Raw genomic sequence first — 24773 nt, 5'->3', positions numbered from 1 at the left:
TATGGCCGATCAAATAGAGTTTGACCAAGCCCATCAAACCCTCCAAGAAGTCACTGAAGCTTTAGAAAATGGACAATTTGTTCATGTCCGTCGCCAACTCCAGGATATGGAGCCAGAAGATATTGCTCATCTTCTGGAAGCCTCGCCGCGAAAAAGCCGTGAAGTATTATGGCAACTGACAGATCCCGAAGATTACGGTGAAATTCTTGACGAATTAAACGAAGACGTCAAAGACGCATTAGTGTCGAAAATGGCTCCGGAAAGGCTTGCAGAAGCCACCGAAGGCATGGATACAGACGATGTCGCTTACGTACTTCGTAGCCTGCCGGATGATTTATCAAAAGAAATCCTGTCTCAGATGGACGCCGCCGATCGTCTTAGAATCGAAATGGCATTGTCGTATCCGGAAGATACCGCCGGCGGGTTAATGAGTACAGATGTCATCACTATCCGTGCTGATGTGTCCGTCGATGTCGTATTGCGTTACCTGAGAATCAAAGGCGAATTACCTCAGACAACAGATGCCCTATACGTTATTAACCCGGACAACAAACTGACCGGTCACCTATCTCTGATTAGTCTATTGACGGCACAACCGGAAACGCCGGTCAGTGAAATCATGGACGATGCGGATGAAGCCATTTCTGTTGAAACCGAAGCATCGGATATAGCCAGCCTTTTCGAACGCCGTAACTGGGTCTCTGCACCGGTCGTCGATGAAAACGAGCAATTAGTCGGACGTATTACCATTGATGATGTCGTGGATGTTATCCGGGAAGATGCCGAGCACTCGATGATGAGCATGGCCGGTATGGATGATGATGAAGACACATTTGCCCCAGTCTTTAAATCGGCCAAAAAACGCAGCATCTGGCTGGGAGCCAATGTGCTTGCCGCGTTAGCCGCCGCCTCTGTGTCCAATATGTTTGAGTCCACACTTTCACAAATGGCATCCATTGCTGTTTTAATGACCATCGTACCGTCAATGGGTGGCGTTGCCGGTAACCAGACCGTAGCGCTTGTTATCCGGGGTCTGGCGCTGGGACACATTGGTGACAGTAACAAACGGGAACTGTTACTGAAAGAAGCGGCGGTGGGTTTACTAAATGGCATTCTCTGGGCACTCATCATTGGCAGTATTGTTGTAGTCTGGAAAGGAAACATTCAACTGGGGGCAATTATTTCTGCCGCTATGCTGACGAATTTGCTGGTCGCAGGGATTGCCGGAGTTGTCATTCCCGTATTTCTGAAGAAAATGAAAATTGATCCGGCGCTGGCAGGTGGTATGGCGTTAACGACTGTCACAGATGTCGTCGGATTGTTTGCTTTCCTGGGGTTAGCTACAATACTGATTTGCTAAATCCGATGATAAATAAGGTAGTAGTACAGGGAGTTCTTTTCCCTGTACTACTATAAAATAAACAGATTACTCCCCTGCTATCTTCATCGATTCAATCAAAATCGAACCTGTTTGAATCTGAGATCGGGTTTCAACATCGTTGCCAACAGCAACAATCTTGTCAAACATCTCTTTCAGATTACTGGCTATCGTAATTTCTGAAACAGGGAACTGAATCTGTCCATTTTCAACCCAGAAACCAGAAGCACCACGAGAATAATCACCAGTTACAATGTTCACTCCTTGTCCCATGACTTCGGTTACAAAGAATCCTGTCCCTAATTCCTGCAACATTTGCTCAAAGTTTTGTCCGGTTGAGGCCACATACCAGTTATGGATCCCGCCGGCATGCCCGGTTGGCTTCATATTCATCTTGCGGGCCGCATAGCTCGTCAGCAGATAGGTATTTACCACACCATCAACGACAATATCGGTATCCACGGTCTTCACGCCTTCGCTGTCAAAAGGTGTTGAAGCCAGACCTCTGAGAACATGTGGCTTTTCAGTAATATTAAACCACTCCGGAAAAACACGTTTCCCCAGATAATCAAGTAAAAACGTTGATTTACGGTACAAATTACCGCCACTGATCGCCATAACAAAATGCCCCATCAATCCGGTCGCAACTTCCGGAGCAAACATAATGGGGTAGCTGCCTGTTTTCAGTTTTTGAGGATTTAATCTTTCAACCGTCCTTTTTGCAGCCAGTTGTCCTACTTTTTCCGGACTCCACAGATCGTCAACATGTCTTGCCACCGTATAGCTGTAGTCACGTTCCATACCGTCGTGATCATCCGCCCCGATAACACTGCAACTGATACTGTGCCGGCTTGATGGATAACTGGCCAGCAAACCATGACTGTTACCATAAACCCGGATTCCATAGTGACTGTCATAACTGGCACCATCACTTTGTTTTATCTTATCACTAAAATCCAAAGCGCTTTTTTCGGCTGCAATAGCAATATCTGCCGCTTTATCGGGATCAATATCATCTGGGTGGAACAGGTCTAAATCTGGAATATCCTGAACCAGAAACTCTTTATCGGCGGGACCGGCACAAGGATCTTCAGAGGTATAATGTGCAATATCCAATGCAGCCATCACCGTTTTCTGAATTGCTTCTTCGCTTAAATCAGATGTTGAAGCACTGCCTTTTTTATTTCCCCGATAGACCGTGATACCCAACGCACCATCATTGTTAAATTCAACATTTTCAACTTCACAAAGTCGGGTTGAGACACTCAGGCCAGTACTTTTCGTAATCGCAACTTCAGCGGCATCGGAATTACCGGCAGCTAACTTTAACGCACGATCCACAGCAGATTCCAGCTCTTCTCTGTGTTGTGCAACTTGCTCTTTAATATCCATAACGTACTTAATCTTAAATGACCGATATAGATAGAATAACAAGAATTTCGCTTTCTCCCCATCATTCTTGCTAAAATAAGCATTATAGGTAACTAAACAGAAGAAATTATGGCCCGAAAAAACCAAAAAGCCCCCTGGGAAGAGGAAGACGATATCATTTGGGTAAGCAAAACCGAAATGAAAAACGATATGATTGCTTTGCAGAAAATTGGCGAAGAGCTGGTGGAATTAAAGCAGGCAGTATTGGAAAAATTCCCTTTATCTGAAGAATTGTTTGATGCAATTAAAGATGCCCAGCGCTTTAAAAACGAGGCAAAGCGTCGTCAGCTTCAGTACATTGGCAAACTAATGCGAAACATTGATCCCGAACCGATTCAGGCGGCTCTGGATAAATTACGCAATAAACACTCTCAGGCTACCGCGGTTCTTCACAAACTGGAAACACTGAGAGATAAAATTATTGAAGAGGGCGACCCGGCAATCGAAGAAGTACTAGAGCTTTATCCGACCGCTGATCGCCAACGTCTGCGTCAATTAGCTCGTCAGGCGAAAAAGGAACAGCAAAGCTCGAAACCACCAAAAGCATCCAGAGAAATCTTCCAGACGCTGAAAGATCTGGAAACAGAAGAGTTTTAAAGACTCACAAAGAAACCACGCTCACCAGCGTGGTTTTTATTATTCACCGACCGAAATAAACTCATTCAGTAACGGGTTATGATGCCCGGCTGTTAATGTCTCAATTCCTCCCACTTCCGCCACAGTATTATTCGCAACAAAGGCAAACCGGTTGGCAATTTTACGAGCATCGTTCAAATGATGGGTCACCATAATCACAGTTACATTCTGTTTTTTCGCCAGCGCCTTGACCAACTGCAGCATCTCACTGCGAATCACCGGGTCCAAAGCAGAAAACGGTTCATCCAGAAGCCAGAAATCCCGGTTTTGCACGAAGCAGCGCGCCAGAGCCGCCCTTTGTTTCTGTCCACCAGACAGATGTTCCGGTTTTTTATCCAATAAATCACCAATACCGACCAGATGTGCGGCATGACTGATACTATCCCACTGAGTACGATTTAATTTTAAACCCGGATGGATACCCAACCCGATATTTTGTTTGATCGACAAATGCGGAAACAGATTATATTCCTGAAACAGCATGGAAAAAGGCCGCTCGTAAACCGGCAAATCCAGAATAGACTCCCCTTCAATTTTAATATCGCCAGTCACCGGAGCAATGAATCCCGCCAGCAGGCTTAACAGCGTTGACTTGCCAGCTCCGCTTGGACCAATTAACGCAATGATATCGCCACGAACCACCTGAAGAGAAAAATCAAACCAGTCATGTTCATATTGGTATCGAATACGGTTAGCTACTAACATTGAATCACCTTCTGCCGGAAAGACGGGATACGCGCTCAAATAACGCAAAAAAGAACAAACTGAACAGCATCATCGATAACGCTACGACCGCAGCGGCATCCATCTGATAACTGCCAAGCAGCCGATACAAGTACATAGGTAAGGTCTGAAAATCCTGAGAACCGAACATCGAAATGGCAGTTAAATCGCCAAGAGACAATAAAAAGCTCAGAGAAAACGCGTAAACCAGCGCGGGTTTACTGGCTTTCACATCAACCAGATAAAATTTATTCCAGTTTTTCATACCCAGACTCGCACAAAGTAACGAGTATTGTTTTTCCGCTAACCACATTGGCGGACTTAAAATTTTAATCACAAATGGTAACGCCATCAGACTGTTTACCAGTACAACGATGAAAAAAGAAAAACTGTATACGTCAGCAAAACGTCGCAATAGTAAAAACAATCCGGTACTGATAACCAGACTCGGTGTGATCAGGACAAGACTACCGAGCAGCTCAACGCCATCAGCGGTTTTACGCCGTTCCTTGAGTTTAAGTGCTCTGCTGGTCACCACAATGAAATAGCCAAACAAGGTCGCGACCACACCAGCACAAAAAGCAATCGCAACGGAAAGTGCAATCGCATGCCAAAAATCGGCCTGAACTAAGACACTGATACTTTTGGGGTTGATTCCCCAGACGAGCACAGCGATTAACGGCGGTACGATAATCCACCCCAGCACGACCAGCCAGACGCTATCCCATACCAATAACCTGACGCCCGGTTTAACTAATGGTACCTGCCTGTCCGGCGTTTCAATTTCGACACTGAGATTTTTCGAGTTACGCTGAAACAGAAAATACAAACCACCGCAAAAGGCCATTTGCGCAATAGCCAGAATGGCGCCTGTGGTTAAATCAAAATCAAATTTGATCGACTGATAGATAGCCAATTCGATTGTGGTTGACTTAGGACCTCCACCCAGCGTCATCACCGTGGCAAAGCTGGTAAAACATAACATAAAGACCAAACCGGTTACGGGCACCAGCGACTGCTTTAAACGCGGCCACTCTATCCAGCGAAAACGCTGCCAGGCACTCATCCCCAAATGGGCAGCAAGCTGATTTTGTTCGACCGGAATGGTTTCCAGAATCTGCAGTAACAGACGACTGGCATAAGGAAGATTAAAAAAGACATGAGCCAGCAGAATACCACTCAGTCCGTAGATAGAAAAATGCCTGATAACATCCCAGTGAGACAGCCAGTGTTTGAGCAAACCGCTATTACCATAAATAGCCATGATGCCGAACACTCCGACCAGAACCGGTAGTACCAGAGTAATCGAGCACAATTTAAGTAACAGATTGCGGCCATAAAAACGCCGCCGATACAACGCCAGAGAGACCGGCACTGCAGGAAAGACACTTAACAACGTTGAAAACAGCGCCTGATAAAAACTAAAAAATGCAACGTGTCTGAAATACGCATCACTCCAGAATTCAGACAATAGATCTAAAGACAAATGCGACAATAACGAGGATATGGATGCAATAACAAAGGCCACTACAACTGCAGTGGCCCACCATCCTATTTTAGGAACAGCTGACAAACCGGATCCTTAGAAAGTTAACGCCGATTGCCATTCACGTACCCAACGTTTGCGATTTTTCGCTACACTGTCTGAGCTGGAGTGCAACACTTTTGTCGGTACAGTTAAGGTTTCAAAACCGGCAGGTAAGTCAACCTTGGTCACCGGATACATCCAGTTGGTGGTTGGAATGATACTCTGCACCTGATTACTCAGCATAAACTGTAAAAACTGCTTCGCTAACTTAGCGTGTTGAGTACCTTTGACTTTGGCCGCCACTTCTACCTGAATATAATGACCTTCTGAAAAGTTGGCAGCAGCATAGCTGTCATCTTTTTCAGCAATCAGATGGTATGCAGGCGATGTTGTGTAAGACAGCACCATATCGGCTTCCCCCTTCAGAAACATAGAGTACGCTTCTGACCAGCCTTTGGTTACCGTCACGGTTTTTTTCGCCAGTGATTTCCAGGCAGAAGAGGCATCATCACCATAAATATTTTTAACCCAGAACATTAATCCCTGCCCCGGAGTCGAGGTGCGCGGATCCTCATAGACAATCGAAATATCATCACGTTTTTCAACCAGCTCTTTCAGGCTTGATGGTGGATTTTGCAGTTTTTTCTTATTATAAACAAAAGCAAAATAGCCATAGTCAAATGGCACAAATACCGAGTCAGACCAACCATCAGGTAAATTTACCTGACTCAGGTTCACATGACTTGAGTCTAACAATCCGGTCTGTTTCGCTTCTGCCATCAGGCTATCATCCAGTCCGAGGACCACATCGGCTTTGGTTGACGAGCCTTCCATTTTTAAGCGATTAAGGATAGACACTCCATCATCCAGTGCCACGTATTTCAGGTCGCAGCCACACTCTTTTTCAAATGCCTGTTTAATTTGTGGGCCGGGTCCCCATTCAGAAGCAAATGAATCATAGGTATAGACTGTCAGGGTCGGTGTAGCAGCAAAAACAGCAGAAGTCACAAAGGTGGTTGCAGCCGCACCAATAACAGGAAGTAAAGAAGAAAATTTCACTGAGCGCTCTCCAATTCTATGAGCGGCACAGGCTTGGGAAAGGTGTGATATTTATATTTAATAAGGTCATACCTAACTCAATTCCTACGCCAGCATTATCTGGTTCAGGTTGTTGTCTGTAAGAAGACGTCCGGGTTCCAAGGTTAACTTGATCTCAGCGCCACCTTCAGGTGGTTAGCTCCCCGTGAGTTCGAAGAATTTTACTGTTTATCTCAACAACATGCTACTGCTATTGTCTGTAATCGTATCCCCATCGGGGAACGATAGTCTGAGAAATGCCAAGATGATCTAATATTCTGGCGACCAGAAAATCGACCAAATCCTCAATCGATTCAGGCTGGTGATAAAATCCGGGAGCGGCCGGCATTATCGTTACGCCAACCTGAGACAATTTTAGCATGTTCTCAAGGTGAATTGTCGAGAAAGGCGTCTCCCGAACAACGAGCAATAACTGTCCCCGCTCTTTAATGACTACATCCGCAGCCCGTTCAATCAGGTTATCAGAAATACCATGAGCAATGGCCGCCACACTGCCGGCGGAGCAAGGACAAACAATCATTTTGTCCGGAGCTGCAGAACCGGAAGCAACAGGCGAAAACCAGTCTTCTTTACCACATACAACTAACTGTTCATCATCACAATCAAAATAATCAGATAACTGCTTGTGTGCTTTTTCAGGATGGTTAGACAGTTTAAGCCCATGTTCAGTGGCCAGCACCACTCTCGCAGCAGAAGATATCAGTAAATAAACCTGAAAACCTTCCGCCAGAAGGCACTGCAATAACCGGATCCCATAAGGCGCTCCGGAAGCGCCGGTCCAGGCTAATGTCACCCGTTTATTCTGATTAATTTCACTCATGTTTTGCTAATGCTCCCAGCAACTTTTGATGAATACCGCCAAATCCGCCATTACTCATAATGAGAATATGATCTCCACTTCTGGCATGAGAAACGATATCTTTCACTAACGTATCGATATCATTACGGACAATACTCGGTTGAGAACACTGAATGGCAATGTCTTCTACCGACCAGTCTATATTATCTGGCTGATAGATAAACACCTCATCGGCAGATGCCATTGACGCCGCCAGGATGGTTTTGTGAACACCTAATTTCATGGTTGCCGAGCGCGGTTCAAATACGGCCAGAATCCGTTTTTTTTCCAACCTTATTCCGCAATCCACTGAGAGTTGACTGTATTGCAGTTGGATGATGGGCGAAATCATCATAGACAGTAATACCACGGACTTCCCCTTTCACTTCCAGACGTCGTTTTGTATTAATAAACTGATTCAACGCTTCGCATGATAGTTCGGGTAGAACGCCAACATGATGAGCAGCACTAATAGCCATTAGTGCATTATTAACATTATGATCCCCGATAAGATCCCATTCCACCCGGCCAACTGTTTCATTCTTGAGAACAATATCAAAAACAGAGCCATCCGCTTTCACTTTATTCACAGCCCATAACCCATCACGGCCAACAGTCTGAATATTGCTCCAGCAACCGCGGGAAATTACCTCTTCAATGACATCATCCCCAGACGGAATCATAATCATACCATCTCCCGGAACCGTTCTGACTAAATGATGAAATTGCCGCTTAATCGCTTCAAGATCATCGAAAATGTCAGCATGATCGAACTCTAAGTTATTTATCACCAATGTACGGGGATGATAGTGAACAAACTTAGATCGCTTATCGAAAAAAGCACTGTCATATTCATCAGCCTCAACAACAAAAAACATACTTTTTCCCAGTCTGGCTGATAACCCGAAGTTCCCAAGGACCCCACCAACAAGAAAACCTGGTTCATAACCGCAATGCTCAAGAATCCATGTCAGCATGCTCGCCGTGGTCGTTTTTCCATGCGTACCGGAAACAGCAAGAACCCACCGTTCATTAAGAAGATAATCCTGTAACCACTGCGGACCGGAAGTATATTTAAGGTTATTATTCAGTACATATTCAACACATGGGTTGCCCCGGCTCATTGCATTCCCGACGATAACTAAATCAGGCTTCACTTCAAACTGAGAAACATCATATCCTTCAATAATATCAACACCTTGAGACTCAAGGAGTGTGCTCATCGGCGGGTAAACATTCTTATCTGAACCGGTCACCTTATGACCTAACTGACGAGCCAGTAAGGCCACTCCTCCCATAAATGTCCCACAAATTCCCAGTATATGTACGTGCATTCATTTGTCCCATCATTGAATCTTTTCCTGGCTCTATTATGAACGTAAAAATAAGAAAATCGAGCTGGAAAAAAGAGATTGTAAAATGAGTTTTTCATACTAAAAAACGCAATGAAATCGATGTTTTATTTCAAAATCAAAAACGTGAAGTCCGTCACTTACTTCAGTACCATTAAAAAGTTCTGTTCATTAGTATTTAAACAGGCATCTGAAATTAATAAAGATAATTTAAACCAGATGCTATTCCCATAACTTCATGCTAAAGGAAATAACATGTCTAAAATGCAAACTCTTGGAGAGTTCATTATTGAGAAACAAGCAGACTTTCCACATGCATCTGGAGATTTATCTTCACTACTTTCGTCTATTCGTTTGGCTGCAAAGATTGTAAACCGAGAAATCAACAAAGCCGGTCTGGCTGATATTACCGGAGCATCGGGCAAAGAAAACGTTCAGGGAGAGGCTCAACAAAAACTGGATTTATACGCGAATGAAAAGTTTAAGTCAGCACTGGAAGCTCGCGATCAGGTTTGTGGAGTATTGAGTGAAGAAGAAGATGAAGCGGTCATTTTCAATAAACAACTCAACAAAAACGCCAAATATGTCGTTCTTATGGACCCTTTAGATGGGTCAAGCAACATTGATGTTAATGTTTCTGTTGGTACCATATTCTCCATTTACCGGAGAATATCCCCAATTGGAACAACCCCGACCGAGGCGGATTTTTTACAGCCTGGTCATAAACAGGTTGCTGCCGGTTACGTTGTCTATGGTTCTTCAACCATGCTGGTCTATACAACAGGTAATGGTGTCAATGGATTTACTTACGACCCGTCACTGGGAACATTTTTACTATCGCACGAGAATCTAATGATTCCTCAGGATGGACGTATCTATTCTATCAACGAAGGTAACTATATTCGTTTCCCTCAAGGGGTAAAAAAATACATAAAGTATTGCCAGGAAAATGTTCCGGAAGATAACCGTCCGTATACGTCTCGCTATATCGGTTCATTAGTCTCCGACTTTCACCGAAACTTACTGAAAGGTGGTATCTACTTGTATCCAAGCAGTCTGGCCTATCCAAAAGGGAAATTAAGACTGCTTTATGAATGCAATCCTATGGCATTTTTGATGGAACAGGCTGGTGGTGTCGCCACTGACGGACATCGCCGTATTTTGGATATCGACCCTGAACAACTGCATGAACGCGCGCCCTTCTTTGTCGGATCCGTTAATATGGTTAAAAAACTGCATGAGTTTTTAGAAAAATATCCTGACGATTTATCATAAAAAGTAAAAAAGCGCTCAAAAGGGCGCTTTTTTACTGGTTTGATGCTGTGCCGGGCTATGAAGGCACATATTACTTACTCGTTTCAATCAATTATTGGTCGTTCCAACGTTTGATTGATTCAGCAATCACTTCTTTCGCTTCAGCAATGTCACCCCAGCTTTCAACAGTTGTTGTGCCAGCTTTCTTCAGATCTTTATAGTGATTAAAGTGGAATTCGATCTGCTTGATAAGTTGTGCAGGAAGATCTTCCAGAGAGTTGATCGCGTTACCATTGCTACGGTCATCTGCAGGAACAACAACAACTTTATCATCCACTTCACCGTCATCAACAAATTTCATTACACCAATAACTTTAGCTTTGAGGAAGATACCGGTTGTCAAAGGTTCGCTAGTGATGATCAGAGCATCAAGCTCATCGCCGTCTTCGTCAAGAGTTTGCGGGATAAAACCGTAGTTAGTTGGTTTCGCAAAAATCTGTGGTTCAACGCGGTCTAGTTCGAACACAGCAAGCTCACGGTTCCATTCAATTTTGTGGTTGCTACCAGTTGGGATTTCTACAACGACGTTCACTAGGCCATTTTCATAATCGCCTGGAGTTAAAATTTTATTAAAATCTGCCATTTCAGCTTCCTATATCAATGTTTCGGCCGCATTTTAACAGTTTTTGTTATCCAGCGGTAACGATAATCATCCACAGATGAAGCTCGTAATGAAATCATCACTTCATACGAACTCGCTTGGTAGAAAGAATCATTCTCTATGACCGATATCCAAAATAGACAAAACTATTCTTTTGTATTACCGGCTTTTCACGCTAAATTCGGTCACACCAGTCTCCGGAAGAGACCAACTGACTTAGATCTGCAGAAGCCACATCCTGATAAATATAAATCCACGCATCACCAAATGGTGTTGCAATGGTCTCTCTGCGGTATTCAACCGGAACCCCTTCCAGTTCATCCAGACGATGTAACTGATCATCGTCGAGCTGATAAACTTCGCCCCTCACCGAAAAGTGCCCTTCTACAATCGCAGGATAGGTTCCCAGGTCATACATTGCAAATTGAGGTTGAGTGGAAAAATCGCCGATAAACTGACAACTGTCCAAATAAACGTGGTTTGGTTCTCCTTTTCGTAAAGAGCCATAGACAAACACCAAATGCAATTGCATGACTTACTCCTTAGTCAAATTCAAATTGATATAAAATATCCACAGCACTCGTTAGTCCCGAAACCGCTTCAACATATAAATTCCGCATTAACCGATAACGCAATGTGAATTCACCGACCGAATTAAAAATACCTACCCCATACTTTACTTGCAAGCCCGGCAATACATAGCCACTAACATTGACCTGAGATTCATCTCCCGAACCAGATGTTTCCAGTTGAAGATCCTGAACCCCTATAGCCTGCCCCAACTCTCCCACAATGTGTCCGCTCTGAGCCAGACTTAAGCCAATTAACGCCGTCGTCATCGAGTTGTCCCCATTACTTTCCGTATCTAAATTTTGACCACGGAGAAGATATGAAAGGGCATTTGCCTGAGCCATATCAGGATCGGAAAAAACGGTTACAGAAGGATGATCAGCGGGCCCTGACACTTTAATTCCAGCGGTCACATCATCCTCAATGTTATCCGGATTCCGAATTGCTGTAATGGAAACATAGGGTTTATTCACCGATCCATTCATCATAACTTTCCCCTGCTGGATAACTAAATCCTGCCCGAAGGATCGATAAGTTCCATTAACAATATTGACATCACCAACCACAAACGGAGCATTATCTTTTTGAGAGATTTTTAATACCCCATCCAGATAACCTTTCAGACCAAACGCCTGCAATGCAAAGTCCTCACCAATTCTCAGTTTTACATTTGTATCAATCTTAAAAGGCAGTGATTGTTTTTGAATAGGCTTCCAGTTTTTATCCACGATGACCTGATCCGAAGAAACTTCTATCGCCGACTCAGGAAGGGTTTCCACCTGGACTCTTCCCCATGGTAAAGAAATATCACCATCAATACGGGCAATATCCGGATTCAGAGTTAGCGTAATATCCGGAATTACTTTAACTTTCACCATTGGTGGCAAAGCTACTTTTAACCCTTTTGCAAAAACATGGCTATTCACAGACCATTCTGATAGATCGCTCCAATCGGCTTTTCCTTCAATATTTAAGTCTCCATCGGGAGTATTCACTAATGCGGTCAGTTTGGCTTTATATCCGGCCAGAGCAACACGGGCATTGCCTTGTTGTACTTCCACAGGAAACGCCCCCCCGGAAGCAAGCAAGCGGGTAACATCAATCTGACCAAAAGCTTTAGGATGTAGCAGTTCTCCACTCAAACGAATACGGCTATTAATCAATGCTCCGGCTTTGTTATATTCCCCGACCAGGGGCTGCAGAAAATCCAGATTAAATTGACTGATGTTCAAATTTCCCCGTACCTGTTTGTGTTTTCTTGTTACATCCGGAATCATCGCATCCAGACTTAGTTGGCCATTATCCGATAAATTAACGAACATATTCGTTGTCAGCTTCCCCTGTTGAAGCGTTGAGTGAAATGAAGCACTATCCCAACCGACCGTCACAGACTGTGCACCATGGGTTACTATTTTACCTTTACTGACATCTAACACACTGGCGATATGAACATCCTTTCCTTTGCTCCACTTCACAGACGATGTCCCATTCACTATCCCTTTTACCACCACTGGATTTTCCGGTATCCATTCGGATAGCGATGACAACGATAGATGTTTCAGCATCAAAGAAGCCTGAACATCATTTGGAGAAAAACTGGCTTTCGACAGAAGACATAAAGAGGCATCATCTAATCCCCAGCAGTGAGGATCAACCAACATTGTTTGATGAGAAATATCCGCTGTCAAAGACACTGGCGTTAATAATTTCAAAGTTTCTTGATGATGATTGAACTCTGCTTGCTTTAAAAGACCGTGCCATTGGTGATAACCCGAAGCCAATTCACCGGTTAAAAGCACGTTCCCCGTCATCCCCCGGGATAACACAGCTAAAGACAGGCGATGTTTTTCTAATCCACCGGATAAATCCAGAGAAGCAGAATCAAACGGCTCCTGATAGATAGCACCATGACTCAGGGCAATTTGCAGGTGACCATCAGGATGAATAAATGATGTCACCTTGCTATTCACAGAAATTTTGTTTGTAGAAAAAAGATCCTGCCATCTGACCTGACGACCATTGAGATGAATACTGATAAATGGTCTGGCTGAATCTCCGGTGAGGCGAATTTTACCGAAAACCTGTCCGGACGAATGGGCCACACTTTTTGACAGATCCGGAATATGAATACTGGCATTCATATTCCAATTTTTCGCCAATCGACCATACAAACGAATTTTGTTCATACCATGTGAAACCATGATTCCTGGTGTACGGATATCGACCCCATATCCGGATGCTATTGTTTTGGCACTCAATAACCCTTTTATTTTCAGTGGATAACCTTTGAATCTCCCAAAAATATCAAGCTTACTCACATCCATATTCCACTGACCATCAGAATGAACATCAGCGCTGGCAATAACATCACCGTTAATGTTGCCGGACACATTTTTAATCAGCGATTCAGGCCTGAAATCTTTTAATTTAATGCTGGAAGACATGTTCACATCATCAGCCCAACCAACCTTAATATGCCCGGAAATTTGCCCACCCAACGACGTCAGAACAAACGACTCAATGGAAACATTCGTTAAATCTCCCTGACCTTTCATATCGGTCATCACTGGTGCAATATCATCACCGGTCACATTTCCTTTCATTGAAAAAGCGTACTTCTGCAGGTTTCCTGCAACAGATAACGTATCGAAATGAAACCGGAATTGCCTGTGACCATTTACAGACCACTGACCATCAGTGCTTTCGGCACTCAACTTAAATGGCAGGTTATCTTCCGTCAGTGACACATTCGCATTCACTTTCGAATTCACACTCCCTTTTGCGACCACCACCAAAGACAGATTTGCCAGACTGCCCTTTGCCACCAAATCTACCATTTGTGCCTGAACAGGCTTATCTGAATACTGTGTTTGAACGGATAACGATAAAGGGTAATCCCCCTCTAACCGGATTTTCCCATGCAAAGAAGTCCGAACTCTGGGGGTTGCAATACTCAACTTAGAGACTGTTATCTGACTTTTCTCAGCTGACATTCCGAGATCCAGAGAATCAACCGGATAAATCTGATGCCCCTGAATAATCCGGATATCGCGGGCTGAAAATGGGGAAAGGGTAACCGATACAGGTAAGACAATATCGGGTAAATCCATTCCGGGAAAATGAAAAGCAGGAGTCGAATGAGCGTCCTTGCCTGATTGACTGACAGTTGAGGACTCATCGTTTGGTTCAGGAAGACGGACTACAATTCCCTGCCAGTGTGTCGAAGACAACGTCAGTCTGGAACGATGCCATGACATTACTGTGGATAAGGTTTTCCAGTTACTATTGACATTATCGACAGTCACATGAATGTTATTCAGATTCGCATGTTCAATTTCAACCGGGACCGGACTGGATATCTGATGAACTGACGACGGTAACGTACCCTGATCTCTTCCCTTCCGAGAGGGAATTAAAGTAAAAGACCCACCATTTACCGAAAGATAATTAATTTTCAGAACAGGCCGTAGCAGTTGCCATATATCAACCGATAATGACATGTCGTCAATTCTGATATCATTTCCTTTATCACGGTAGGAAATGTCATGCAAAGAGAAACGCTCTGCCAGCCGGCCATCACCGGAATCTATCACCAGCCCTGATACCATCTTTTCCGCACCCCAGATGACCGTATTCAATCCATAGGACGAGTACAACAGAAAAGCCATAATCCCTATGATCAATACCATCAGGCAACCGGAATAGATAAACAGCCATTTACTCCACCGGGATAAACGCTTCCTCATAGTTCAGGACCTAAAGTAAAGTGAATTTTAAATTCATCCCCGGGATCTGAATCCAGCCCCCAGGCAAAATCAAGGCGTAATGGCCCCAAAGGTGAAATCCACCTTAAACCAATACCTGTTCCTCTCATCCAGTCAGGCTGACGGTTAAAGGCATCCCCATAATCAAAAAATACGGCACCCCACCATTTTCCGACAAACCGGTATTGATATTCAACGGAAGACGTAGCCAGATATTTGGCTCCGGTTAATGCACCGGTTTCATCTCGGGGTGAAATTGACTCATAGCTGTATCCGCGAATGCTGTTATCTCCACCGACAAAGAAACGTAATGATGGCGGTACCTTATTAAAATCATCGGCCAGATTTACTCCTCCGGATAAACGGATCACGCCTCGCTGACTATCTCCATAAGAACGAATCCATGAGGTGCTGCCCTGAAACCTTAAAAGATCCGTTTCTGATATCAGTGCTTCATTACCATATTCAGCGGTAAAGGTTTGCTTATCTCCCCATGAAATAAGTTGTGAGTGCCGGGTACGCACACGTGTTCTGGAAAACGTCACACCAGGAAGAACAAACTGTCCGATGTCATCCAGAACCCCCTGTTCGTAATTTTCTATCAGATAACGAACAAAGACCGTCTTATTCCAGCTATTATCTTCTAACCAGTGACGTTCAAAGGACAAATTGGACTCCAGACTCTGAGTATCCAGATTATCCACTTTCTTCAATCCATACTGTATCTGGTAATAATCGTGTAATACATCTTCCAGAGGAATTTTATAAGCTGCTGTAATAGTTTGTTCCGGACCGGATAAAGAAAAGCTACTGCTGAAACTGTGCCCCTGAGAATTAAGCCAGGGTTTATTCCATTTGAGTGTTCCTTTAAGACCGACATCCGTCGAATAACCAAGTCCGGTTTCCAGTTGATTTTTCGCGGCCGGGACGAGGGTCACACGAACAGGCAATTCTCTTTTACTTTTTAGTTCTGAAAAATCAGGTTCAACCAACACAGATGAAAACCAGTTTGTATTGGAAAGTTTCTGACTAAAGTCGCCCACCTTGCTTATCTGATAGGGTTCGCCCTGTTTAAAGTGCTGCAATGACAATACACGGTCTAAAGCAATTTGATTACCTTTAACCAGAGTTTCGCCAAACAAATATTGTTTCGCGCTGTCAAAGTGAAGAATAATTTTCGCCTGATTCCGTTCGGGAGATACTTCAATTTTACTGACATCAAAGCGCCCATTGAAATACCCCTTTTCTAAGGCCAGATTTCGTATTTTTGACTTCAATGATTCATAATCGCGGTGACTTAGCGGCGCACCTTCTTTAATTGAACTATTCTGAAGAAGCGCCAAAAAGTCACGGTCATCTTCGGCTTCCCCTGATATTTTAAAATCTACTTTAACAATTTTAACGACAGGTCCCGGTTCAATATGAACGATCAACTGATCGTCTTGCTCAGTAAAGTGAAACCGGACGTTATAATATCCTAAGGCATTCAACGCTTTTTTTATCCGGCGCTCTAACTGAGATTTAAAACGTAAACCGGTTGAATAATCGGATGGTGAAATAGAAGAAAGGTATTGCTCAACATTGTCTTCAGCGGTACTGTCCAGCCCCTGAATAACCAGCTTTGTATCAGCAAAACTCTTAAATGAGAATAGCAACATCAATATAAAAGAAAACAATAAGCGGTAATTCATACGTCCATAATTGACAAAAGAATGACAGGTCTGACTAGCGGCTATCTTAACCTTTTGTTACCAACCCGTCTGTATGCAAAACGTTAAATCTGGTCTACATTATTAGATTCAGATAGTTTTATCTGACTCTGAATAGAGGATACAACATGCTCAGAAAGCAAATTATGGTAACACCGGATACAGCCTTACCCGGTCGCTCGGATTCAATGCTCATCGAAAAAAAACATTACGTGAATAAAAATGATATCACAGCAGAACCGGCGCAGAATCAGCAAAAAATTCTGTTTGGTATGGGCTGTTTTTGGGGAGCAGAACGACTCTTCTGGCAGTTAGAGGGGGTTATTTCTACTGCCGTTGGATATTCCGGTGGTTATACCCCCAATCCGACATACGATGAAGTTTGTACCGGAAGAACCGGTCATACTGAAGTTGTCCGGATTATCTATGACCCGCAGATTATTACTCTGCCAGAGCTTCTAAATGTATTTTGGGAACATCATAACCCCACTCAGGGCATGCAACAGGGAAATGACATCGGCAGTCAATACCGCTCCGCTATTTATTTTTATAACGAGCAGCAACAACACTCTATTGAAAAATCACAGAAAATATATCAGAAGGCGTTAAACGAAAAAAGCATAGCCCGGATAACAACAGAAATCGGCCCGGCAGGTCCTTATTATTATGCGGAAACCTACCATCAACAGTATCTGGCTAAAAATCCGGCAGGCTACTGTGGCCTGAATGGAACCGGTGTTTGCTTCCCACCAGAAAAATAAGACTTGTACGTGTATTTAGATGTTATATTATAACATCTAAATACTTTTGCTTATTTATATAGCTCTGTCCTATGGTTAGACAATCCAAAGAAAAAACATTGGCTTGCCTGCTACTCATCTTATTCATTTGTTTAAGTTTTGCAGCAGAGCTTCATAAGATTGACATCAATAAAGTCCACCATCAGCATCACAACTGCAATCAGTTTGCCAATGTAGTGTGTGCTATCACACCACATACGATTTCATTACCTATAGTTGTAACACACAGTTTTGAAGAACCGCTGACAAAAGTAAGATCATTTGCCCGCATATTTTATACTTACTGTGTCCGTTCACCTCCGATAGCCAAATTAAGCTGAACCCCGATTTTTCACCTTAATTTTTGGAGATTTACACATGTTTAAAAAACACTATTTAGCAACAATCATTGGTCTGAGTTGTGCGTTTTATGCAAATGCCGACGAATTCATTCAACATGATGCTCACGTTCATGGTCAGGTCGAACTGAACCTGGCTCAGGATGGATCTGATGTTCTGATCGAAATCAATGCCCCTGGTATGGATGTATTAGGCTTTGAACACGCACCATCGAATCAGAAAGAAAAAAATCTGTTTAATCAGTCAATTGAAATTCTGGAAGATGCCGGTTCAATTTTAACAATTAACCCGGAAGCGGAATGCAGTCTGGTCAAAGCCCATGCTGCCCTCGCTCATCATGAACATGTACATCATGAGCATGCAGACCATGAACATCACGAGCATGACGATGCAGATCATGACGAGCATGAGCATGAGCATGAGCATGAGCATGAGCATGAGCATGAGCATGAGCATGAGCATGAGCATGAGCATGCTGAGCATTCCGCTTTTGATATTGAATACCAGTATTCTTGTAAAAATGCAGAACAATTGTCTGAGCTGAGCGTAAACTGGTTTGAACAGTTTACAAATACCCATAAGATTGACGCAAATATCTTTACCGATAATGTGCAGACTTCTGCAACTCTGACCCCGTCGAATACCAAAGTAAAACTATAAAATAACCAGCCCGCTCTGACTAACGAGCGGGCAATAAGGACAGTCCGATGAGTATTGAAAAACGGGAGAGCGGTGCTTTTATCATTGAAATGCGTCACTGCCAGTTTCAGTGGAATAAGCATCAACCACCAATTATTGATATTGATACTTTTCTTGTAAAACGGGGAGAGCATGTCTTTATTAAAGGTCCCAGTGGATGTGGGAAATCAACACTGCTCAGCTTACTTACCGGGATAAACATTGCTCAGCATGGCGAAGTCAGTGTTTTAGGACAATCTTATTCTCAGCTATCATCCAGTCAGCGAGATCGCTTCCGGGCTGATAATATTGGTTATATTTTTCAACAATTTAATCTTCTTCCATACCTTTCTGTCATTGAAAACACGCTTCTCCCCTGTCAATTTTCCCGGAAAAGATCCCGGCAGATAACCGGCTCTGCCACAGATAAAGCGAAAGAGCTGTTAGGCAGGTTAAAACTCACTGAATCATTAATGGAAACACCGATTGTTAAACTCAGTATAGGCCAACAGCAAAGAGTCGCTGCAGCAAGAGCACTCATGGGTTCCCCTGAATTGATCATTGCCGATGAACCAACTTCTGCCCTCGATTTTGAAAACAGAACCTCCTTTATTGAACTTTTAAAAGAAGAAGCAGGCCGAACTGACTCCACACTGGTTTTTGTCAGTCACGACCCGACACTGGAACCACTGTTTTCCACCTCCCTCAGTCTCAATGAGATCAATAAAGTGAGGAAGAACCAATGAAAATCATTGCTCGTTTAGCATGGAAGAGTGTTCTCAACAGAAAATCGACCGCTTTTTTGACCGTTCTCACTGTCGCCATTTCCGTCATATTGTTATTGGGTGTGGAGAAAATCCGGACTGAAGCAAAAGACAGTTTTTCCAATACCATTTCCGGAACAGATTTAATCGTTGGTGCACGCTCAGGGCAGGTGAATTTATTACTGTATTCAGTTTTCAGAATTGGAAATGCAACCAATAATATCGACTGGAGCAGCTATAAGTATTTCCGCAATAACCGGGCCGTAAAATGGGCAATTCCTATTTCACTTGGCGATTCGCACCGAGGGTTCCGGGTGATGGGAACCAATACAGACTACTTTAAGTATTATAAATTTGGACATAAGCAAGCACTTACCTTTCAAAAAGGCCAGGCATTTAAAGGATTATTTGATACTGTGATAGGCTCTGATGTTGCAAAATCTCTGGGCTACCACGTTGGCAGTAAAATAATCATTGCTCATGGAATCAATGATGTGGCTTTCAGCCGGCATGACAACCTCCCATTTACTGTTACCGGAATCCTTGCCCCCACAGGAACGCCGGTTGATAAAACCGTACACGTATCATTGCAGGCCATTGAAGCCATTCATGTCGGTTGGGAATCGGGTGCGCACGTTGGGAAAACGCCCGATGCGAAAACACTGGAAAAATACGATTTTACGCCGAATCAGATTACGGCCATGTTATTGGGATTGAAGTCCCGCATCCAGACATTTGCGTTGCAAAGAGCAATCAACAATTACAGAAAGGAACCGCTCAGTGCCATCATGCCCGGTGTAGCGCTTCATGAACTATGGGGAATGATGTCCGTGGCAGAACAGGCCCTGATGTTTATTTCCGGATTTGTTGTGATTGCCGGATTGCTGGGAATGTTGAGCAGTTTGCTGACCAGTCTGCAGGAAAGGCGCAGAGAAATGGCAATTCTGAGAGCAATGGGCGCACAACCCAAACATGTTTTTGCACTGCTAATGAGTGAAGCAACAGCCCTGACAATGGTTGGTATTCTGTTTGGTATTATCGGATTATACGGCACAATGTCAGTACTCGCTCCGGTGATCCATTCTCATTATGGTATCGTAATTACACTTTCAATATTAAATGCTCATGAATGGCTGCTTATTGGGTTTGTTCAGCTCGCCGGTATGATTGTAGGTATCATTCCTTCTGTTAGAGCTTATCGGCAGTCACTGAGTGACGGAATGACAATTCGGATTTAGATAAATATGAAATTAAAACTGTCCTTTTCCTGGCTACTTTTCTGCTTATTTGCAACAGACCAGACCTTCGCCGCACAACCGCTAAAATTAGACTGGATAGAACTGATTCCACAAAGTGAACGCAATCAGTTTAATGAACAGGGGATGCCGAAAATTAACCATGAAGGTGGCCCGGCAAAACAAAATAAAATAGGCTCAGTAAGAAAAGAACTTGATGGATCACTGGTCAAAATTCCAGGATTCGTCATTCCTCTGGAAGGCGATGAAAATACGGTCACCGAGTTTTTTCTTGTTCCGTATTTCGGCGCCTGTATACACGTACCACCACCACCGCCAAATCAGATAATCTATGTAAACATGCCACAAGGCGCACCCGTGCAACGTCTGTGGGATATTATTTATGTGATTGGCACACTGAAAGCCAGTGAGATGAGTAATGATATTGCCCAGGCCGGATATACCATCCAAGCGGACTCAATAGAACCCTACGATGATCAGTAATTAAAAAGAATGCTGAAATAAAATGCCGAGTAAAACGACATAAAGAAGAAGTATCGCTCCCGTAACGATCTTCTTCTTTTTCACTTTCGTTGTATCCAAAAGTTAACCTCTAGCCTAAACTTACATATTAAACAATACATTAACATTTTATTTACAAGATTTCAGTAAAAATGATAGCTAACTCTAAAACATTCAGTTGGTCGAATTTAATATTTCAGGTTAAATAGAAAAAAAGAAAACCATAAATAGACAGGCTTGGGGTTATGACGGAAAAATCAACTGCGGTTGTCGTAGAGCACGCCGCCAATAGCAAAAAAGCAAAAACAAGCTACATCAAAGACAGTGGTAACCGTATCAAGTCCATCGCAACAACCTATGGATTGGATGCGGAATTAAGTTCCAATCAAAACGAAACACTTTTAATTGACCGGGCACTCAAGAGAGAACGAAAAATCAAAGAACAAAGACAAAAAAACCTGGAGAAAATTCTTCACTTTAGCTTTAAATCCTGCCATGAAGAAACGGCCGGAGAGCCAGACCAGGACTGGCTATATCGTTTTTTCGAACTGGCTCAGGATATTCAAAATTCTTCGATGCAAAAACTATGGGCACAGGTACTGAAAAGAGAAGTAACCAACCCCGGTTCTACTTCTCTCAAAGCATTAAAGATATTAAAAGACATGACCCCAAAAGAAGCACAGGTTTTGCAGCGTGCGGCCTCTTTATCCTGCTCCTTTGGCCAGGATCACCATCGCAAACTTTTTATCGGGCTTAAAAGTCACAACGGCTTTTTTAGTCTGGGAAAAAGAGAATCGACCTATTCTCTAAATTTGGGTTCCTTCAGTCTGCCTTACTCCAGCATTATGGTTTTAACCGAACTGGGATTACTCCATGCAACTGAGCTGGAATCAGGTGAAATCGAACCCAGTACTCCTCTTCATCTTCAGTATCAGGGTAAACAATTATCACTCACCGCTAATACTAAAGGTGTTCGTATTCTTTATTATCGATTCAGTCCGACAGGAAACGAGTTATGCCGCCTGCTTGGAAATAAACAAAATCAGGAATACTACGATCAGTTAGTTGCCCTGTTAAACCAAAAATTTTCACTACACAGTGATGCAAATGAAAATTTCCACCACGTTGTTTAGTCAGGGATGATACTGCGTTTCCGTAAAGCCTGAAGACAAAATTCCACCAGCTGTTCAATCGGCAAATCTCCGGCCGGAAGGTCAATTTCAGGATTTAACGGTTCTTCATACTCGGCACTGACACCGGTAAAATTAGTAATTTCTCCGGTCCGCGCTTTTTTATATAACCCTTTCGGATCACGTTGCTCACATACCGCTAAAGACGTATTGACGAACACTTCCAAAAACTCACCCTCAGGTAATAATTCCCGAACCAACTGACGTTCAGCCCTATGGGGAGAGATAAAGGCAGTTAACACAATCAGTCCCGCATCTGCCATAAGTTTTGCCAGTTCACCAATCCGGCGGATATTCTCGCGCCGATCCTGAGCTGAAAAACCCAGATCGCTACATAAACCATGACGCACATTATCACCATCGAGAAGATAAGTATGATAACCCAATTGCGCCAGTTTATTTTCCAGCGCGCCCGCCACCGTTGATTTACCGGCACCAGAAAGACCGGTGAACCATAATACGGCCGGTTTCTGTTTTTTTAACTGAGCGCGAAAATTTTTATCGACAGCATGTTGATGCCATACGATATTTTCATCTTTCGTCTTCATTGTCGTGCTCATAATCATTCCTTTAAACATTAAAAGGGAAAAATAGCGGTATCAGTAACAGCACCAGCACAGAGTACACCAGAGAGATAGGTAATCCGACCCGGACATAATCACTTAACCGATAATTTCCTACAGTATAAACAAGTAAATTTGTCTGATATCCGTACGGAGACACAAAGCTTGCACTCGCACCAAACAGAACCGCCATCACAAACGGCATAGGATCTGCCCCATAAGCAACAGCCATGCTGTAACCGATTGGAAACGATAAAGCAGCCGCAGCATTATTAGTAACTAATTCAGTAAGCACCAGTGTAATCACATAAGTGGCTATCAAAGCACCATAAACGCCCCAACCGTTAAAAGCCTGAATTAAAACATTGCCCATTTCATTCGAAACTCCGGTTGAAATCATCAACTGAGCCAGAGACAGAGCTGAGCCTACAATAACCACTATATCGATGGGGAAACGGCGCCTTAATTCATTCAAGTGAACGATGCCAAAAACCACCAGAAAGAGAAGATAGACAGACAAACCTTTAATAATTGGCAAAACATTAAACAATGCTAACCCGATAACCGCGGCAAACCCCACCAGAACTCCACTGGATTTAGCGGTATCCAGCTTTACACCAGATTCCAGATCATTCATTACAACAAAGTCTCTGCGGTTCTTCTTTCGCTCCGTTTCAAACCGTTTGCCCGGAACAAGAATCAATGTATCACCGGCCATCAGGGAAATATTACCCAATCCCCCTTCCAGACGTTCATGTCCACGGCGAATGGCGATAACAACAGCATCATAGTGTTCCCTGAAACGGCTTGATTTCAGTGTTTTACTGCAGAAACTGGCCGATGAGCTGATCACAACCTCAATAAAACTCTGCCCATTGAGTTGATGCTGACCAAATAAAGTTAACCCGGGTATTTCCTGCAGTATGGATACGCTCTCGATATCCCCGCAAAACAAAAGCCGGTCCCCTGACTGCAGAACAAAATCAGGATGAACAGAAGGCACACTTTCCCCATCACGAATGACTTCGGCAAGAAATAATTTTCGCAGTGCTCTGAGCTTATTTTCACTGATGCTCCGCCCGATCAGTGATGACCCTTTTTCCACTTTTGCTTCCAAAAAGTAGGGTAATTCTTCCTGCGAATTTTCTTCGCGGTTAGGCAATAAATAACTCAGTGGTATCAATAATATCAGCCCGCCGGCAAGAACAGCCAACCCAATCAGCGTCGGAGAGAAAAAGCCAAGACTCGGCAATCCGGCATCTTCAACAAAACTGTTGATGATCAGGTTTGTTGATGTACCAATCAGCGTTAACGTACCACCAAAAATGGCAGTATAAGAAAGCGGGATCAATAATTTTGACGGCGAGTGTTGCTGATTTCTTTTTATTGTACCAATAAGCGAAACAACCACTGCAGTATTATTCGTAAATGAAGAAAGAAGAGCGGTGGAAAGTCCCAGTTTCGCAACGACAACGCCAAGTTTGCCCTGAGAAATACACCGTCCCATCCAGCCAATCAAACGCGTCTTCTCCAATGCCACAGAAGACAAAATCAGTAATACCAATGTCAGCAGAGAAGAATTCGTAAAATTAGCGGTCACGCTGTGTAAATCAAGCATACCGCTGATAAACGCAATAAACGCAGCCCCGGCAAAAATGTTGCTTGGTTTAATGTGTGTCACTACCAGACAGGCCATCGTACCAACCAAAATAGCAATGACTAAATCCTGTTCCCACATCT

At 43.4% G+C, this 24773-nt stretch carries 20 protein-coding genes and 1 pseudogene; 9 read left to right on the top strand and 12 right to left on the bottom strand.

What is annotated here, in order from left to right:
- The first annotated feature begins 1 nt into the window (after position 1).
- On the top strand, positions 2-1360 hold the full coding sequence (gene mgtE, locus LRQ06_RS09140; RefSeq protein ID WP_232766051.1) for a magnesium transporter: 1359 nt from the start codon (positions 2-4) through the stop codon (positions 1358-1360).
- 66 nt (positions 1361-1426) lie between these two features.
- Here mgtE and pmbA read toward each other — a convergent pair whose 3' ends face one another.
- Positions 1427-2770, bottom strand: coding sequence for a metalloprotease PmbA (gene pmbA, locus LRQ06_RS09135; protein WP_232766050.1), 1344 nt, complete (start codon positions 2768-2770; stop codon positions 1427-1429).
- Positions 2771-2878: 108 nt separating this feature from the next.
- Here pmbA and yjgA point away from each other — a divergent pair, with 108 nt between their 5' ends.
- A complete protein-coding gene (yjgA, locus tag LRQ06_RS09130; RefSeq protein WP_232766049.1) occupies positions 2879-3406 on the top strand; it encodes a ribosome biogenesis factor YjgA in 528 nt (175 codons plus the stop codon).
- Between the two features lie 39 nt (positions 3407-3445).
- On the opposite strand, the gene thiQ is transcribed toward yjgA, so the two are convergent.
- The 5 genes and pseudogenes from thiQ to mpl form a co-directional block, all read right to left on the bottom strand.
- Entirely contained in the window at positions 3446-4150 is a 705-nt protein-coding gene (gene thiQ, locus LRQ06_RS09125) for a thiamine ABC transporter ATP-binding protein (protein WP_232766048.1), read from the bottom strand.
- A gap of 4 nt (positions 4151-4154) precedes the next feature.
- Positions 4155-5741: a thiamine/thiamine pyrophosphate ABC transporter permease gene (gene thiP, locus LRQ06_RS09120; protein ID WP_232766047.1), complete on the bottom strand. Its 1587-nt coding sequence runs from the start codon at positions 5739-5741 to the stop codon at positions 4155-4157.
- 9 nt (positions 5742-5750) lie between these two features.
- Positions 5751-6728, bottom strand: a complete 978-nt coding sequence (gene thiB / locus LRQ06_RS09115; protein ID WP_232767127.1) for a thiamine ABC transporter substrate binding subunit — start codon at positions 6726-6728, stop codon at positions 5751-5753.
- 256 nt (positions 6729-6984) lie between these two features.
- Positions 6985-7614 carry a flavin prenyltransferase UbiX gene (locus LRQ06_RS09110; protein WP_238483978.1) on the bottom strand — a complete coding sequence of 210 codons (630 nt, stop codon included), beginning with the start codon at positions 7612-7614 and terminating at the stop codon, positions 6985-6987.
- Positions 7607-8966, bottom strand: a pseudogene (mpl, locus tag LRQ06_RS09105) (UDP-N-acetylmuramate:L-alanyl-gamma-D-glutamyl-meso-diaminopimelate ligase). The gene LRQ06_RS09110 and the pseudogene mpl overlap by 8 nt, the downstream one beginning before the upstream one ends.
- Before the next feature lie 273 nt (positions 8967-9239).
- On the opposite strand from mpl, the gene fbp reads away from it, so the two are divergent.
- Positions 9240-10259 carry a class 1 fructose-bisphosphatase gene (fbp, locus tag LRQ06_RS09100; protein ID WP_232766046.1) on the top strand — a complete coding sequence of 340 codons (1020 nt, stop codon included), beginning with the start codon at positions 9240-9242 and terminating at the stop codon, positions 10257-10259.
- Between the two features lie 91 nt (positions 10260-10350).
- Here fbp and LRQ06_RS09095 read toward each other — a convergent pair whose 3' ends face one another.
- The 4 genes from LRQ06_RS09095 to tamA form a co-directional block, all read right to left on the bottom strand.
- Positions 10351-10881: an inorganic diphosphatase gene (locus LRQ06_RS09095; protein WP_161156565.1), complete on the bottom strand. Its 531-nt coding sequence runs from the start codon at positions 10879-10881 to the stop codon at positions 10351-10353.
- A gap of 193 nt (positions 10882-11074) precedes the next feature.
- Positions 11075-11431: a gamma-glutamylcyclotransferase family protein gene (locus LRQ06_RS09090; RefSeq protein WP_232766045.1), complete on the bottom strand. Its 357-nt coding sequence runs from the start codon at positions 11429-11431 to the stop codon at positions 11075-11077.
- 10 nt (positions 11432-11441) lie between these two features.
- On the bottom strand, positions 11442-15215 hold the full coding sequence (gene tamB / locus LRQ06_RS09085) for an autotransporter assembly complex protein TamB (RefSeq protein ID WP_232766044.1): 3774 nt from the start codon (positions 15213-15215) through the stop codon (positions 11442-11444).
- Positions 15212-16924: an autotransporter assembly complex protein TamA gene (gene tamA, locus LRQ06_RS09080; RefSeq protein WP_232766043.1), complete on the bottom strand. Its 1713-nt coding sequence runs from the start codon at positions 16922-16924 to the stop codon at positions 15212-15214. The genes tamB and tamA overlap by 4 nt, the downstream gene beginning before the upstream one ends.
- A gap of 146 nt (positions 16925-17070) precedes the next feature.
- On the opposite strand from tamA, the gene msrA reads away from it, so the two are divergent.
- The 6 genes from msrA (at position 17071) to LRQ06_RS09050 (ending at position 22413) form a co-directional block, all read left to right on the top strand.
- Positions 17071-17703, top strand: a complete 633-nt coding sequence (gene msrA, locus LRQ06_RS09075; RefSeq protein WP_232766042.1) for a peptide-methionine (S)-S-oxide reductase MsrA — start codon at positions 17071-17073, stop codon at positions 17701-17703.
- A gap of 396 nt (positions 17704-18099) precedes the next feature.
- The gene (gene zrgA / locus LRQ06_RS09070) at positions 18100-18741 is read left to right on the top strand and encodes a zinc uptake protein ZrgA (protein ID WP_232766041.1); all 642 of its coding nucleotides are present in this window, start codon (positions 18100-18102) and stop codon (positions 18739-18741) included.
- Positions 18742-18788: 47 nt separating this feature from the next.
- Positions 18789-19505, top strand: a complete 717-nt coding sequence (locus LRQ06_RS09065) for an ABC transporter ATP-binding protein (RefSeq protein WP_373054818.1) — start codon at positions 18789-18791, stop codon at positions 19503-19505.
- Complete coding sequence (locus tag LRQ06_RS09060) at positions 19502-20761, top strand: ABC transporter permease (RefSeq protein ID WP_232766040.1); 1260 nt, start codon at positions 19502-19504, stop codon at positions 20759-20761. The genes LRQ06_RS09065 and LRQ06_RS09060 overlap by 4 nt, the downstream gene beginning before the upstream one ends.
- 6 nt (positions 20762-20767) lie before the next feature.
- On the top strand, positions 20768-21262 hold the full coding sequence (locus LRQ06_RS09055; protein WP_232766039.1) for a DUF3299 domain-containing protein: 495 nt from the start codon (positions 20768-20770) through the stop codon (positions 21260-21262).
- 263 nt (positions 21263-21525) lie between these two features.
- Positions 21526-22413: a TIGR03899 family protein gene (locus LRQ06_RS09050; protein ID WP_232766038.1), complete on the top strand. Its 888-nt coding sequence runs from the start codon at positions 21526-21528 to the stop codon at positions 22411-22413.
- Here the strand turns inward: LRQ06_RS09050 and cysC are convergent.
- Together cysC and LRQ06_RS09040 are read right to left on the bottom strand one after the other, a co-directional pair.
- Positions 22410-23030, bottom strand: a complete 621-nt coding sequence (cysC, locus tag LRQ06_RS09045; protein WP_232766037.1) for an adenylyl-sulfate kinase — start codon at positions 23028-23030, stop codon at positions 22410-22412. The two genes, LRQ06_RS09050 and cysC, sit on opposite strands and share 4 nt — an antisense overlap.
- Before the next feature lie 10 nt (positions 23031-23040).
- Positions 23041-24771: an SLC13 family permease gene (locus tag LRQ06_RS09040; protein WP_232766036.1), complete on the bottom strand. Its 1731-nt coding sequence runs from the start codon at positions 24769-24771 to the stop codon at positions 23041-23043.
- Positions 24772-24773: the final 2 nt, after the last annotated feature.

This window comes from Vibrio salinus (assembly GCF_021272385.1).
Lineage (GTDB): Bacteria > Pseudomonadota > Gammaproteobacteria > Enterobacterales > Vibrionaceae > Vibrio > Vibrio salinus.
The sequence above is the reverse complement of the archived record's forward strand: the minus strand, read 5'-3'. Positions and strand labels throughout refer to the sequence as shown.

Bases quoted from the DNA above. Each gene is read 5' to 3' on its own strand.
- mgtE (WP_232766051.1), top strand. From the start codon at position 2: ATGGCCGATCAAATAGAGTTTGACCAAGCCCATCAAACCCTCCAAGAA.
- pmbA (WP_232766050.1), bottom strand. From the start codon at position 2,770: ATGGATATTAAAGAGCAAGTTGCACAACACAGAGAAGAGCTGGAATCT.
- yjgA (WP_232766049.1), top strand. From the start codon at position 2,879: ATGGCCCGAAAAAACCAAAAAGCCCCCTGGGAAGAGGAAGACGATATC.
- thiQ (WP_232766048.1), bottom strand. From the start codon at position 4,150: ATGTTAGTAGCTAACCGTATTCGATACCAATATGAACATGACTGGTTT.
- LRQ06_RS09110 (WP_238483978.1), bottom strand. From the start codon at position 7,614: ATGAGTGAAATTAATCAGAATAAACGGGTGACATTAGCCTGGACCGGC.
- fbp (WP_232766046.1), top strand. From the start codon at position 9,240: ATGTCTAAAATGCAAACTCTTGGAGAGTTCATTATTGAGAAACAAGCA.
- LRQ06_RS09095 (WP_161156565.1), bottom strand. From the start codon at position 10,881: ATGGCAGATTTTAATAAAATTTTAACTCCAGGCGATTATGAAAATGGC.
- LRQ06_RS09090 (WP_232766045.1), bottom strand. From the start codon at position 11,431: ATGCAATTGCATTTGGTGTTTGTCTATGGCTCTTTACGAAAAGGAGAA.
- tamB (WP_232766044.1), bottom strand. From the start codon at position 15,215: ATGAGGAAGCGTTTATCCCGGTGGAGTAAATGGCTGTTTATCTATTCC.
- tamA (WP_232766043.1), bottom strand. From the start codon at position 16,924: ATGAATTACCGCTTATTGTTTTCTTTTATATTGATGTTGCTATTCTCA.
- msrA (WP_232766042.1), top strand. From the start codon at position 17,071: ATGCTCAGAAAGCAAATTATGGTAACACCGGATACAGCCTTACCCGGT.
- zrgA (WP_232766041.1), top strand. From the start codon at position 18,100: ATGTTTAAAAAACACTATTTAGCAACAATCATTGGTCTGAGTTGTGCG.
- LRQ06_RS09065 (WP_373054818.1), top strand. From the start codon at position 18,789: ATGAGTATTGAAAAACGGGAGAGCGGTGCTTTTATCATTGAAATGCGT.
- LRQ06_RS09060 (WP_232766040.1), top strand. From the start codon at position 19,502: ATGAAAATCATTGCTCGTTTAGCATGGAAGAGTGTTCTCAACAGAAAA.
- LRQ06_RS09055 (WP_232766039.1), top strand. From the start codon at position 20,768: ATGAAATTAAAACTGTCCTTTTCCTGGCTACTTTTCTGCTTATTTGCA.
- LRQ06_RS09050 (WP_232766038.1), top strand. From the start codon at position 21,526: ATGACGGAAAAATCAACTGCGGTTGTCGTAGAGCACGCCGCCAATAGC.
- cysC (WP_232766037.1), bottom strand. From the start codon at position 23,030: ATGAGCACGACAATGAAGACGAAAGATGAAAATATCGTATGGCATCAA.
- LRQ06_RS09040 (WP_232766036.1), bottom strand. From the start codon at position 24,771: ATGTGGGAACAGGATTTAGTCATTGCTATTTTGGTTGGTACGATGGCC.